Source organism: Amycolatopsis thailandensis, assembly GCF_042723255.1.
Taxonomy (GTDB): Bacteria; Actinomycetota; Actinomycetes; order Mycobacteriales; family Pseudonocardiaceae; genus Amycolatopsis; species Amycolatopsis thailandensis.
The window spans coordinates 1-13,536 of record NZ_JBHXJK010000182.1; the positions used below are offsets into that span (position 1 = coordinate 1).

At 67.8% G+C, this 13,536-nt stretch carries 12 protein-coding genes; 1 reads left to right on the forward strand and 11 read right to left on the reverse strand.

What is annotated here, in order from left to right:
• Positions 1 to 52 precede the first annotated feature (52 nt).
• From ACFWMR_RS39140 to ACFWMR_RS39190, 11 genes are all read right to left on the reverse strand, one after another.
• Positions 53 to 1,171, reverse strand: coding sequence for an ABC transporter ATP-binding protein (locus tag ACFWMR_RS39140; protein WP_093932297.1), 1,119 nt, complete (start codon positions 1,169 to 1,171; stop codon positions 53 to 55).
• A complete protein-coding gene (locus tag ACFWMR_RS39145) occupies positions 1,168 to 2,163 on the reverse strand; it encodes an ABC transporter ATP-binding protein (protein WP_378382053.1) in 996 nt (331 codons plus the stop codon). Before ACFWMR_RS39145 ends, ACFWMR_RS39140 begins: the two co-directional genes overlap by 4 nt.
• 6 nt (positions 2,164 to 2,169) lie before the next feature.
• Positions 2,170 to 3,105, reverse strand: a complete 936-nt coding sequence (locus ACFWMR_RS39150; protein ID WP_378382054.1) for an ABC transporter permease — start codon at positions 3,103 to 3,105, stop codon at positions 2,170 to 2,172.
• The gene (locus ACFWMR_RS39155; RefSeq protein ID WP_378382055.1) at positions 3,102 to 4,103 is read right to left on the reverse strand and encodes an ABC transporter permease; all 1,002 of its coding nucleotides are present in this window, start codon (positions 4,101 to 4,103) and stop codon (positions 3,102 to 3,104) included. The genes ACFWMR_RS39150 and ACFWMR_RS39155 overlap by 4 nt, the downstream gene beginning before the upstream one ends.
• 86 nt (positions 4,104 to 4,189) lie before the next feature.
• Positions 4,190 to 5,863: an ABC transporter substrate-binding protein gene (locus ACFWMR_RS39160; protein ID WP_449224349.1), complete on the reverse strand. Its 1,674-nt coding sequence runs from the start codon at positions 5,861 to 5,863 to the stop codon at positions 4,190 to 4,192.
• A gap of 339 nt (positions 5,864 to 6,202) precedes the next feature.
• Positions 6,203 to 6,646 carry a uridine kinase family protein gene (locus tag ACFWMR_RS39165; protein WP_449224350.1) on the reverse strand — a complete coding sequence of 148 codons (444 nt, stop codon included), beginning with the start codon at positions 6,644 to 6,646 and terminating at the stop codon, positions 6,203 to 6,205.
• A 101-nt stretch (positions 6,647 to 6,747) separates the two neighbouring features.
• Positions 6,748 to 7,185 carry a DUF2304 domain-containing protein gene (locus ACFWMR_RS39170; protein ID WP_020632199.1) on the reverse strand — a complete coding sequence of 146 codons (438 nt, stop codon included), beginning with the start codon at positions 7,183 to 7,185 and terminating at the stop codon, positions 6,748 to 6,750.
• A 12-nt stretch (positions 7,186 to 7,197) separates the two neighbouring features.
• A complete protein-coding gene (locus tag ACFWMR_RS39175; protein WP_093932361.1) occupies positions 7,198 to 7,899 on the reverse strand; it encodes a glycosyltransferase family 2 protein in 702 nt (233 codons plus the stop codon).
• A gap of 59 nt (positions 7,900 to 7,958) precedes the next feature.
• Positions 7,959 to 9,938: a DUF6541 family protein gene (locus ACFWMR_RS39180; protein WP_093932291.1), complete on the reverse strand. Its 1,980-nt coding sequence runs from the start codon at positions 9,936 to 9,938 to the stop codon at positions 7,959 to 7,961.
• A 62-nt stretch (positions 9,939 to 10,000) separates the two neighbouring features.
• Entirely contained in the window at positions 10,001 to 11,299 is a 1,299-nt protein-coding gene (locus ACFWMR_RS39185; RefSeq protein WP_093932290.1) for a hypothetical protein, read from the reverse strand.
• On the reverse strand, positions 11,296 to 12,312 hold the full coding sequence (locus ACFWMR_RS39190; RefSeq protein ID WP_093932289.1) for a glycosyltransferase family 2 protein: 1,017 nt from the start codon (positions 12,310 to 12,312) through the stop codon (positions 11,296 to 11,298). Before ACFWMR_RS39190 ends, ACFWMR_RS39185 begins: the two co-directional genes overlap by 4 nt.
• A gap of 61 nt (positions 12,313 to 12,373) precedes the next feature.
• Here ACFWMR_RS39190 and ACFWMR_RS39195 point away from each other — a divergent pair, with 61 nt between their 5' ends.
• Positions 12,374 to 13,486, forward strand: coding sequence for a UDP-N-acetylglucosamine 2-epimerase (locus ACFWMR_RS39195; RefSeq protein WP_020632204.1), 1,113 nt, complete (start codon positions 12,374 to 12,376; stop codon positions 13,484 to 13,486).
• Positions 13,487 to 13,536: the final 50 nt, after the last annotated feature.

A 13,536-nucleotide genomic window follows, 5' to 3' on the forward strand; every position in this document is an offset into this window, starting at 1 on the left:
CCCTTTCCCTCGGCTCAGCCGAGGGAAAGGGGCCCTTCACGCGCATACGGGGCTAGAGGATCTCCGCCGCCGAGCCGACGTCCGGCAGTCCGCCGACGTCGGGGTTCAGGTCCCCGGCTCCGACGAGTTCCGCCTCGACCGCGTGCGGTTTGATCCGCCCGTCGCGGATGTCCTCCGCGTAGTGGCACGCGACCCGGTGACCGGCGCCGATCTCCCGCAGCTGCGGGCGGTCGGTGTCGCACAGGCTCTGCTGCTTCCACGGGCACCGCGTGTGGAACCGGCAACCGGACGGCGGCCGCGCCGGCGAAGGCAGGTCACCGGCGAGCAGGATCTGCTCCCGGCTGTCCTCCACCGTCGGGTCCGGCACGGGGATCGCCGAGAGCAGCGCCCGCGTGTACGGGTGCAGTGGGTTCTCGTACAGCGTGTCGGCGTCGGCCTCTTCGACCAGCGAGCCGAGGTACATCACGCCGATGCGGTCCGAGATGTGCCGCACCACCGCGAGGTCGTGCGCGATCACGAGATACGTGAGCCCGAGCTTCTCCTGAAGGTCCTCCAGGAGGTTGACCACCTGCGCCTGCACCGAGACGTCCAGCGCGGACACCGGTTCGTCGGCGACGATCAGGTCCGGCTGGACCGCGAGCGCCCGCGCGATGCCGATGCGCTGACGCTGACCGCCCGAGAACTCGTGCGGGTACTTCCGCAGCGAAGACTCCGGAAGACCGACGGCGGCGAGGAGTTCCCGCAACCGCTTGGCGGTCGCTTCCTTGTCCTTGTCGAGGCCGTGCGCCTTCATCCCTTCCGTCAGAATGGATTCCACCGACTGCCGAGGGTCCAAAGAGGACATCGGGTCCTGGAAGACCATCTGCATCCGGCGGCGCGCCTTGCGCAGGTCCTCGCCCTTGAGCCCGGCGACGTCGGTGCCGTCGAAGACGACCTTGCCCGCCGTCAGCTCGGTGAGCCGGAGGATCGCCCTGCCCAAAGTGGACTTGCCGCAGCCGGATTCCCCGACCAGGCCGTAGGTCTCACCCTTGCGGATGGCCAGATCGACGCCGTCGACAGCGAACACGTGCCCGACCGTCTTGTCGACCACAATGCCGCGCTTGATCGGGAAGTGGACCTTGAGGTCTTCGACCTCCAGGAGCACTTCCTGCTCCGGTACCGCGTGCGTCATCGGGCCCCTCCTTGTGCGGCCACGGCCGGGATCACCGGGTTGTGGCAGCGCAGCAGCCCACCGCGATCGGGGGTCAGCTGCGGTGAAACCTCCCGGCACACGCCGAGAGCGTTCGGGCAGCGGGGCGCGAACGCGCAGCCGCCGTCCCACGGGATGTTGTCGGCGACGGATCCCTTGATGGGGATCAGTTTCTCGCCGCGGCCCGCGTCGAGACGCGGGATCGAGGCGAGCAGGCCGTGCGTGTACGGGTGCCGCGGTTCGGCGAACAGCGAGTGCCGTTCCGCGCGCTCGACGATCTTGCCGCCGTAGAGCACGTTGACCTCGTCGCAGAGACCGGCGACGACACCGAGGTCGTGCGTGATCATGATCAGCGCGGTCCCGGTGTCCTGCACCAGTTCCCGCAGCAGGGCGAGGATCTGCGCCTGGATCGTCACGTCGAGCGCGGTGGTCGGCTCGTCGGCGATGAGCAGCCGAGGACGGCACGCCAGCGCGATCGCGATCAGCGCGCGCTGCCGCATCCCGCCGGAAAGCTGGTGCGGGTACTCGGAAAGCCGCCTCGACGGGTCGGGGATGCCGACCTTGTCGAGCAGTTCGACGGCTTCCTTCGACGCCACCTTGCGCGACATCCCGCGGTGCCGCTCCAGCACCTCGGTGATCTGCAGCCCGATCGGGATGACCGGGTTCAGCGAGGACAGCGGGTCCTGGAAGACCATGCCGAGGTCGCGACCCCGGCGGTCCCGCATTTCCTTGTCCGACAAGCGAAGCAGATCCGTGCCTTCGAACGACACCGATCCGCTGACCTGGTTGCCGCGCTTCGCGAGCAGCCGCATGATCGCCAGCGAGGTCACGGACTTGCCGCAACCGGACTCGCCGACGAGACCGACCGTCTGGCCGGGTTCGACGTCGAAACTGATCTCGTCCACCGCGGTGAACGGCTTCTCGCCGCGTCGCTGGAAAACGACCTTGAGGTCACGTACTTCGAGGAGTGCCATCAGAAATCACCGCCTGTTCTTCGGATCGAGGGCTTCCCGCAAGGACTCGCCGAGCAGCGTGAAGCCGAGCGCGACGACAATGATCGCGATGGCCGGGTAGTACGCCAGTTCGGGGCGGATGTCGAGGAACTGCCGGGCGCTGCGGCTCAGCATGATTCCCCATTCCGCCCGGTTCGGGTCCGGGTCGCCGAGACCGAGGAACGACAGCGCCGCCGCCTCGAGGATCGCGGTCGCCAGGGTCAGCGTGGCCTGCACGATGACCGGGCCGAGCGAGTTGGGCAGCATGTGCCGCAACACGATCGTCCCGCGTTTGACACCGAGTGACGTCGCCGCGAGCACGTGGTCGCTGTTTCTCTGCGCGAGCATCGAACCGCGCAGCAACCGCGCGAAGATCGGCACGCCGACCATCGACACGGCCACGATCACGGTCCACTGGCTCGGCTTCTGGAACAGCGCGGCGACCGAGATCGCCAGCAGCAGCGACGGCACCGACAGCATGACGTCGACCAGGCGCATGAGCACCGTGTCGACCCAGCCGCCGAAGGCACCGGCGAGCCCGCCGATGATCATGCCGACCACGACGCCGATGACCGTCGCGAGCACGCCGACCAGCAGCGTGTTCTGAGCGCCGACCAGCAGCCGCGAAAGGTAGTCACGGCCGAAGTCGTCGACGCCGAGCGGGAAACCCGGCTGCGCGCCGGGGATGATGCCCTGGCCGAGGATGACCTGGCTCTGCAGGTACCGCTCGTACGGGTCCTTCGGCGCGATGAACGGCGCCAGGATCGCCACCAGCAGGAACAGGCCGGTGATCACGGCGCCGGTGATGGCCACCGGGCTCCGCAGCATCCGGCGCAGCGCCTCGCCGCCGAGGCTGTGCCCCTTCGCCGTCGACGCGGCGAGCTTGTCGATCGGCTCCTTCTTCTTGTTCAGCAATGTGTTCATCGGACACGCACCCTCGGGTCGATGAGCCCGTACGAGACATCGACCAGCATGTTCACCAGCACGTACACCAGCGCGCCGAACAGCAGCAGCGCTTGCAGACGCGGGTAGTCACGCCGTTCGATGCCCTCGGCGAGCAGGAAGCCGAGACCGCGGAAGTTGAACACCCGCTCGGTCAGCACCGCGCCACCGAGCAGCGCGCCGGTCTGCAGGCCGATGGTGGTGACCACCGGCAGCAGGCCGTTGCGGAGCACGTGACGGCGCCGGACGATCGGCTGGGTCAGGCCCTTCGAGTTGGCCGTGCGGATGAAGTCCTCGTTCAGCACGTCCAGCACCGACGCGCGGGTGATCCGGACGATCACCGCGAGCGGGATGGTGGCCAGCGCGAACGCGGGCAGGATCAGGTGGAGGATCGCGTCCCAGGCGGCGTCCCATTCCTGGGTGATGATGCCGTCGAAGACCGCGAAACCGGTGACGGTGGTGGCGTCGAGACCGGCCATCTGGCGGCCCTGCGAGGGAAGTCCCAGCGGGGCGGCGAGCGCGTCCTGCATCATGTAGCCGAGGAAGAACACCGGTACGGCGACGCCGACCAGGGTGAGCACGATGATGACGTTGTCGACGGCCCCGCCTCGGAACCGGGCGGCCAGGTAGCCGAACGGGATGCCGAGGCCCACAGCGATGATCATCGCGCAGAAGCCGAGTTCGAGAGTGGCGGGAAGGAAGTTCCCGATCTCCGACATGACCGGCTGGGCGGAGACCAGCGAGTTGCCGAAGTCGCCGGTGATGGCCCGGCCGAGGAACTTGAAGTACTGGATGAAGATCGGATCGTCGAGGCCGAGGATCCGGTTCAGGTCGGCGATCTTCTCCGGGGTCGCCTTGTCGCCCAGGAGAGCGCCGGCGGGGCCACCGGGAAGGGACCGGAGCCAGGCGAAGATCAAAATGGACAGGATCAAGAGCGTCGGTATCGCTTGTAGCAGCCGACGCACGAGAAAACGGAGCACGTGCGTTCCTTTGTTGCCAGCCCGGGAATGGGCCACAGGGGGCGGGCGCGGTAGCGCCCACCCCCTGGTGGCTTAGTGGTGGTGGATCAGTTGACCGTGACGGTGTAGAAGCGCTCGTCGGTCAGCGGGCTGGCCACCAGGCCCTTCACCTTCGGGCCGACGACGATCGCCGGGGGGCCGTAGGAGATCGGGATGGCGGGCAGGTACTCCATGATCTTCTGGTTGGCTTCCTGGTACGCCTTGGTGTGCGCCTCACCGGCGGGCGCGGCGTCCGCGGCGGCGAGAGCGGCGAACAGCTCCGGGTTGTTGAAGCCGAACTCCGCCTTTTCGCGACCGAAGAAGGTGCCGACGAAGTTGCCGGCGTCGTTGTAGTCACCGGTCCAGCCGAGCAGGTGGACGTCCTGCTTGCCGGCCTTCTGCACGTCGTCCTTGTAGCCACCGTTCCACGGCTTGGCGATCGGCTCGACCTTGATGCCCATGGCCTTCATGTCCTCGGACAGCGAGGTGAAGATGTCCGCCGGGTTCGGCATGTACGGCCGGGTGACCTCGGTCGGGTAGTAGAACTTCAGGGTCATGCCCTCGGCGCCGGCTTCCTTCAGAAGCTGCTTGGCCTTGTTGAGATCGTACGGGTACTTGGTGACGTTCTCGTTGTAGCCGTCGATCGCCTTCGGCACGAACTGGGTCGCGGTCTCGGCGCCCTCGGGGAGCTTCGACTTCACGAACTGGTCGCGGTTGAGACCGTAGGCCAGCGCCTGGCGGACCTTGGGGTCCTTCAGCTTCGGGTTGTTCGCCTGGTTGATGCCCAGGTACAGGATGTTGAACGACGGGCGGATGAGCACCTGCTCACCGTCGTTGCGCAGCAGGCCGTAGTCCGCGGGCGACGGGTAGTCATAGCCCTGGATGTCGCCGGCCTTCAGCGCCTGCTTGCGGGCGTTCTCGTCCGGGATGACCTTGAAGACCAGCTTGTCGAGCTTGGCCGTCTGGGTCGGGGAGTCGGTCGCCTTGGAGAGGGTGATCTCACCCTTGGCCTGGTCCCAGCTCTCGAACTTGAACGGGCCGGTGCCGGTCGGGTGCTGCAACGCGTACTCCGGGTAGGAGAACGAGTCACCACTCTGGGTGACGTTGTCCGCGTTGTACTTCTTCAGCGCGTCCGGGCTCTGGATCGAGAACGACGGCAGCGTGAACGCGGCCGGGAAGGCGCCCTTGGCCTTGTTCAGGTTCAGGATCGCGGTCGACTCGTCCTTGGCCTGGCAGTCCTTGAACACCGGGGCGCCGGAGGCGTCGCCCTCGTTCTTGGCGAAGCCCTCGAAGACGTCGCCGTAGTAGATCATCTGGCTCTGGGCCGCGGCGCCCTTCATGTTGAACATGCGGTTGAAGTTGAAGCAGACCGCTTCGGCGTTGAACGGGGTGCCGTCGTGGAACTTCACGCCCTTCTTGAGGGTGAAGGTCCAGGTCTTGCCTTCGTTGCTGCCTTCCCACTTCTCGGCCAAGCCGGGCTCGAGGTCCGCGGTCCCCGGCTTGTTCATGATCAGGGTGTCCATCATCTGGCGGATGATGCGGAAGGTCTCACCGTCGTCGTTGAAGAGCGGGTCGAAAGTCTTCGGGTTACCGGCGGCGCCGAAGACCATGCTGCCTCCCGAGCCACCCCCTGCGCCTTCTTCACGCTTCGAATCGGCACAGGCGGACATGGAGACCGCGAGTGCGCCGGCAAGCCCGATCAGGGCCACACGGCGTGCTCGGGTCACCCGCAGTTGCTGCATCTGGCACCCCTTGAGGAGAATTTCGGTGTTTAGGCACCGTCGGCGTCGGTCGAAAACTCGAACTCCGCGGACGATCGGTGTGCTCGCCGACACTAGCGGGAACTCAGCCCGCACTTAAGCACGCGAGGTTACGATCGCGCTACACGAAGGCCAATACGACCGCAAAGTGTCCACAATTCCGCACTTAGTGTAATCAATTCCGGTCCACTAACGCACAGAGTGCCGGTCCACTAACTCAAATGGGTGTCCACCACTAGGCTCATTGGATCACTGACAGAAGTGGACATCCGAGGGGTTCAAGGCGCGTCTCGTGAGTGGTAAGGACGGTTAGAACCGTCCTTACCACTCACGAGGCGAGACCACGGAATCCGCGGCGGCCTTGGTGTCGTCCACGGTGAACCAGCCTCGTTCGAACAGCTGCCAGCGCCGCAGGTCCGCCCGGGACTCCTCGCCGTCCCGCCCGGCGGCGCGGTCGAGGCGCTCGGCTTCGGTCCCGCCGTCCAACCAGGTCAGCAGGGACAACGACGGCCGCATCCGCGCCCTGCCACTGGAAACGCCTTCCAGGACCAGGACTTCCGGGACCGGGATCTCGACTTCTTCGCCGGGCGACGGGACACCGGTCGACCAGTCCACCCGGCGATAGCGGCCGTGCCTGCCCGCGCACAGCGGTGCCAGGACACCGGTTTCGAGCCGTGGCCACCAGGAAACGGGCTCGTCCCAGGTCGCGAACTCGTCGGTGCTGACCAGCGCGACGGCGATGTCGCGACCGGCGAGTCCGGCCACGATCTTCCCCGCCAGCGTGGATTTTCCGGAGCCTGACGGCCCGTCGACGGCGAGGACGCGGACGGCCCCCAGCTTCGGCGGGGCCGCCAGGAGCGCGTCGATCAGCGTGCGCGTGCGGGGCTCACTTCGGGGAGCCCTTTGACGTTGTCGGGCGTGGCCGTCCGTGCTTCGAGCGCGGCGACGCGTTCTTCCAGGTCACGCTGGGCGTCGGCGAGTTCGCAACGGAGCAGCGCGATCTCTTCGACGGAGGTCCGGACCTCTTCTTCGAGGTGTCCGACCTCGGTCGACAGATGCAAGGCGACCAGTGCGAGAACGACACCGGCCAAGAGGAATACGAAGTTCGACGGCGTTTGCACGCCGGTTACCCGCGCCAGGAAGTCGGCGGCCTGCGGAACGAGGGCGAGCACCACCACGCCGATGGCGAGGACGAGCCAAACACCCGCGTACTTTTCCCGCAGTTTCCGTCGTCGCATCATCTCGAGGACGACGAACAGCACCAGACAGGCGACGACGATGCTGAGAATGCGCCAGCCAGCCATAATCAGCTCCTTTTACGCCGAATCCGACGAGTCGACCGCGGGGCGGCGGCGCACCAGCGCCAGCAGCAGGGCGAGTCCGGCGCGGCCGAGGTAGACGGCCGATTTCACCGGGGAATGGCTCGGTGTGCCACCGGCCCGTTCCCGCATGATCACCGGGATTTCCTTGATCTTCAGTTCGGCGCGGATCGCCATCACCAGCGATTCGACCGTGTCGCCGAGGTATTCGGCCGGGTAGTACGCGGCGAACATTTTGATCGCGCGCGGGCCCATCGCCTTGAACCCGGAGGTCACGTCGGTGAGCTTGGTCTTCCCGAGCCGGGAGAAAACGAACGAGAGCACGACCATCGCGTATTTCCGCGGGCCGCTCGCCTTGTACGCGCCCTTGCCCGCGAAACGCGAGCCGATCGCGATGTCGGCGTCGTCGAGCGCGTCCAGCAGCGCGGCGACCTCGTCGGGATCGTGCTGGCCGTCCGCGTCCACCTGGACGACGACGTCGTAGCCGCGGGCGGCCGCGTACCGGAAGCCGGTGCGCATCGCCCCGCCGACGCCGAGGTTCACCGACAGGCGGGCCACCTCCGCGCCCGCCGCGCGGGCGAGCTTGGCCGTGTCGTCGGACGAACCGTCGTCGACCACCAGCACGTCCATGCCCGGCAAGGACTGCTTGACCTGGGAAATGACCGCGCCGACGCTGGCCTGCTCGTTCAAAGCAGGCATCACGATGAGCACGCGACGGGTGGTCACGGACGTACTGGACACTGGATCACTCTATCTTCTTACTGGCCGTGAGCGGTGTCGGACCCGGTGGTGGCGCCGGCGGCGACCACACCTTGCTGACCTTCGATTTCGTAGACCGACGCGTCGAGGTTGTGGAAAACGCGCTTGAAACCCGGAGTGATGTCGAGGCGCTGGAGGCCCACCGCGGACTGCGCGTTGGGGGCCACCTTGCCCTTGCCGACGAGCACGTAGCGCACCTTGAGGTCGGTGAGCGCCTCGCGCACGCGCGGGTCCCGGTTGAGGTCGTTCAGGAAGACGCTGAGCCAGCCCGCCTTGGTGGTGAACTCGGCGCCGTAGTTCGTCCACTCGACCGGCTGGGCGCCCGAAAGGGCGTACAGCCACACCGAGCCGTCGGCCTTGTCGTTCATGACGCGCTCACCCGGCACGACGTGCTTCCCGAGCCACGCGTAGGCCTCTTCCTCGCCCTTGCTGACCGAGGGGCCGTCCGGACCGTAGTTCATCGCGAGCCGCGCGGAGTTGCGGCCGATGTACCCGCCTCGGCTCAGCACCGCGACCACCAGGCCGATCACCAGCGCGCCCGCGATGGCGGCGGTGAACGGGTTCAGGTTCGGTTTGCGCTCGCCGATCTTCTCGGCGAACTTGCCCGACGCGGTGTGCACGAACTCGCCGAACGCGACGGCGCCCGCCAGCGGCACGAGCGCGCCGATCCGCCAGTGGTCGTTGTAGAACACCCCGGTCAGGGTGTGGATGAGCGGCGTCTCCAGCGAGATCGTCGCGGCGAACAGGCCGCCGAGGACGACGTACGCGCCGACCATCCAGAGCATCCGGCGGTGCTTGACCAGGAAGAACACCCCGATGATCGCCGGGATGCCGATCCACCACTGCGGGAACGACGCCATCGGCGAGAACGTGATGGTCTGCCCGAGCGCGCCGGACACGCTGGTCTCCGAAGCCCAGAACGCGCTGGTCACGCCGCCCGCGTTGTAGAGCGCCGGCAGGACCTGCGGCACGCCGAGCACGACGGCCATCACGACCGTGGCCACCAGCGAAGCGGCGCTCCGGCGCCAGTCGATCTTTTCGAAGCGGAACAGCACCGCGAGCAGGATCAGCAGGAAATAGACCATGATCACGAAGATCAGGCTGGTGTGCAGGCCCGCCAGCCCGGCGACGCCGACGCCGATCGCGATCGGCCCGGCGACGCCGTTCGGCTTGAGCAGCAGGCGGGCGAGCGCGAGCATCGCGGGCACGAGCGCCACGCCGGCGACGTACGGCCAGAGCGGGCCGCGCCACAGCGAGTCGTACGGGAACGCGGTGAACCAGGTGGACACGGCCGCGGCGGCGGCGGTCGCGAGGACCGGCATGCGCCAGGCGCGGCACATCGCCGCGACGCCGACCGGGACGGTCAGCACGACCATGAGCGCCGCCAGGTTCAGCGTCGGCATCATCGTCAGGCCGCCCTTGCCGAAGACCAGGGCGAGCAGCGCGTGGTAGGTGTCCGGGTAGAAGTAGTCGGTCTGGTTCGGCAGGTTCGCGATGGTGCCGACGGTCGACGCGCGCGCGTCGCCGTGCTCGGCGATCCAGCGCACCAGGTTGCCGTGGAACGGGGCGTCCCAGCCCTGCTGGACGTTCTCCAGGCTGTGCGAACCGCGCAGGAAGGTCACCGTGCCGACGCCGAGGCCGACCACGACACCGGCGCCGATCAGCAGGTGGTCACGCAGGGAGCGCTTCGTCTCGTCGTCGTCTTCGTCCTCGGCCCAGTCCGCGTGCCGCTTCGCGGTGAAGCGGAGGACGAGGAACGAGAGCGCGAAGCCGATCACGGACAGCAGCAGCACCCACAGGCCGACGTTCAGCATGGTCCAGCGGATGCCGAACCGGCCGAGGATCGGGATGCCGATGGCGACCAGGCCGAAGGTCAGCAGCGGGGCCGCGGCGGCGAGGGTCCAGCCGCGCAGCCTGATCGCGGCGCCGAAGACGAGACCCGGCAGCCAGAACGCCAGCAACACCAAAAGAACGTTCATCGAATTCGCTGTCCAACCCTATTCGGCGTCAATAACGCCAACCCGTTCGTGGCGCGGCCACACTATCGAGACGTTTCGGACGGCTTCGGGTTGCCCGTCTCCGGCGTGCCCCTCACCACGAAACCCATGACGACCAGCAGTCCGACCGTCGGACCGGCGGCGAGCCCGACGACGGCGCGCACGACGGTGTCACCGGGGAAGAACAGCAGGACCAGCGCGGTCGCGACGACGACGGCGGCCCAGGTGATCAGCACCTTCTTGGCCTTGGCCTGCGCGACGAGGACGGCGGCGAGCAGCTGCATCGCGGCCAGCAGCACCGACGACCAGACCAGCCCGGCCATCCACCAGGCCTGGGGATCGTTCTTCGCGCCGTAGACGAGGCGCACCACCCACGGGCCGATCAGCCAGCCGATCAGCGCGCCGAGGGCCGCGAGCGCCAGCGCGCCCACGGAGCCGAGCGCGAGCAGCCTGCGCAGCCGGTGCTTGCCCTCCTCGGTGCTGGACAGGCGCACCACGGTCGGGACCGCGAGGGCCTGGACCGGCGCCATCAGCGTGAGCGGGGTCCTCGCCACGAACAGGGCGAGGAAGAGCACGCCGAGCGCGTCCTTGTCGCCGCCGGGCGCGAGCAGGCTGACCAGCGCCGGATAGCCGGTGATGACGCTCGCGGTGAGCCCGGCGCCCGCCAGCAGCATCAGCATGTTCGTGACGATCGGCTTCGCGGGCTCGTCGGCGTCCAGCTCGGGGTCGACCAGCCGGGCCGCGCCGCGGGCGAACAGCAGCCAGGCGAACGAGCCGGTCGCGGCGGCGACGGCGAACCAGTACAGCTGGGTGAGCCCGGCGACCACCAGCGCGGCGACCACGAGGATCCGCACCGCGGCCTCGACCAGGATCAGCCACGAGTAGGACCGGACGTGGTCCTGGCCGATGAGCAGACCGCGCGCGGCGAACTGGAAGGCGAACGAAACCCCGCCGGCCAGCACGATCACGGCGAGCGCGAACTGTCCGCCGTAGACCTTCTCGGTCACCGGCGGGATGAGCGTGATCAGTGCGACGACCACCACGGCGATCGCGCTGGTGACGAAGGCGATCACGGCCGGTCGCCCGGCCTTGCGGCCGTCGAGCGCGGCGTGCGCGGACTGGCGCGAGATCTCCTGTTCGAGCGGGGACAGGGCGGCGCCCAGCCCCATCAGCATGCCCCAGAAGGACAGCAGGACAGCGTTGTCGGCCTTGGACAGCGTCCGGCCCCAGACCACGGTCAGCGCGTAGCCCAGCGCGATCGCGATCAGCAGGTAGACGCCGATGCGGCCGGCGGACTTCCCGGTGCTCTTGGCCAGTTTTTCGTCGCTCACCGCGTTGCTCATCGTTTGCGCCGGGACCGCAGCGCCATGAAGAGGCCGCGGATCGCCCCGGCCCCGAACCCGGCGGCGAACACCGGCGTGAGCTGGGCGACGGCCTTGGCCTCGGCCTTGGTCGCGCCGAACTTCGTCACCGCGAACCCGGCGGCCGTCGAACCGGCGGCGGCCAGCGCGACGGCGGTCTTCGGGCGCTTCGCGGCGACACCGAGCCCGAGCACCCCGACGGCCATCGCGGCGAACAGGCCGTTGCGCGCGGGGCCGGGCGACGCGAGATACGAATCGACGAACGTGGTGCCGCGGAAATACGACTGCCCGATGAACTTCTTGAAGGAATCGCGGCCATGGTAAGTCGCGGAGAACTCCGGGGCCAGGAAGATCCGGTGCCGTTCGGCGATCCAGCGCAGAACACCCGTGTCGTCACTGGCGAAACGGACGTCTTCGAAGAGCGACTCGAACGCGTTCGAGGAATCCTCGAGAACGTCCTTCGGCGCGGAAAAGAATCCGGTTCCTTTGGGGAAGACGTCGAACTCCTCGATACCGAACGACATCAATCTCGGGTTCGCGCAATAACGGCGCCACGGGATCTTGACCAGTCCCGCCATGAATCCCGCATACGGATTGTGTTCGGACGCGACGTTGATGTGACCGTTCCACACCGTGCGCTCGGGGTGGTCGACGAGCTGGTCGCGCAGGAAGGTGAGCGAGCCGGTGTCCACGATCACGCGGCTGTCGAGCAGGAGGATCTGCCGCCCGGAGGCCTTCGCGATCCCCGCCCGGCGGGCCTCGAACCGGCCGCTGTTCGGCTGGGAGAGGACGGTGATGCCGTACAGCTCCTGCAGCCTGGTGAGCTTGTCGCCGGTGCCGTCGGTGCTGCCGTCGTCGACCACGACGACCTCGACCGGCCAGTTCGCCGCCTGTGCCGACGCGATCAGCGCGCCCACACTGCGGTCGATCCAGTTCTGCTCGTTGTAGACCGGGATCACGACGGACAGGGCCGGGAGGAGCGAATTCGCACTCACCCCGGCGAGGCTACCTTGCGCGGCCCACCAGTATCCTTCGGGCACCGCAGACCCCGACAGAATGGCTCTTCCGGTGATTTCCTTCATTCTCGGCACCACGGCGGAACTGATCAAAATCGCGCCGGTCTACCACGGCATCCTCGAACGCGGGGTCCGGCCGAAGATCTGGTTCACCGCGCAGCACGTCGACGAGGTCTCGGACGTTCTCGCCGACCTGAACCTCCCGGAGCCCGACGTCTGGCTCGTGCCGAAGGAGAAGGCGCACAACCTGGAGTCGCCCGCGCAGGTGCCGGGCTGGGCCGCGCAGGTGCTGCGGACCGCGTGGAGCCGCCGGGCCGAACTGAAGGCCGCGCTGGTCGAGGACGGGCGCCCGCCGCTGGTGCTGGTGCACGGCGACACCTTCACCACGCCGTACGGCTCGCTCATCGGGAAGCGGATCCTCAAGTCGCGGGTCGGGCACGTCGAGGCGGGTGCGCGGTCGGGCAGCATCATGTCGCCGCTGCCGGAGGAGCTGAACCGGAAGATCGCCGCGAAGATCGTCGACATGCACTTCGCGCCGAGCGCGCGTGAGGTGAACAACCTCCGCAACGCCCGCGGCGTCGTCGTCGACACCGAGGCGAACACCGCGATCGACGCGATGCGGCTGGCCATCAACGGCCCGCTCGACATCGAGGGCCTGCCGGAGAAGTTCGGCCTCGCCACCCTGCACCGCTTCGAGCTGGTCTCGCGCGCGGACAAGTACCGCGAGGCGCTGGAGATCCTGCGCGAGCAGAGCAAGCAGATGCCGATCCTCTACATGGCGGGCGCGCCCGAGCGCGAGAAGATCCGCGCGCTGGGCCTGGCGAACCTCTTCGACGAGAAGAACTTCATCATCCAGCCGAAGATGCGGTACCTGAAGTTCCTGCCGCTGGTCGCGCGCGCGGAGTACGTCGTCACCGACTCGGGCGGCCTCTCTGCCGAGTGCTACTACCTCGGCCTGCCGTGCGCCGTGCACCGCGAGCGCACCGAGACGCCGCAGCACCTCGGCGAGACCGTCGTGCTGACCGAGATGCGCGGGGACAAGCTGCAGAACTTCCTCGACACCTACCAGAACCGCCGCGGCGAGTCGTGGGTCGAGAAGTTCCACCCGTCGGAGATCATCGTCGACACTCTCGCTCGCCTGGGCTACTGCTGACCTTTTGCGCGTGAAGGCCCCCTTCCCTCGGCTGAGCCGAGGGAAGGGGG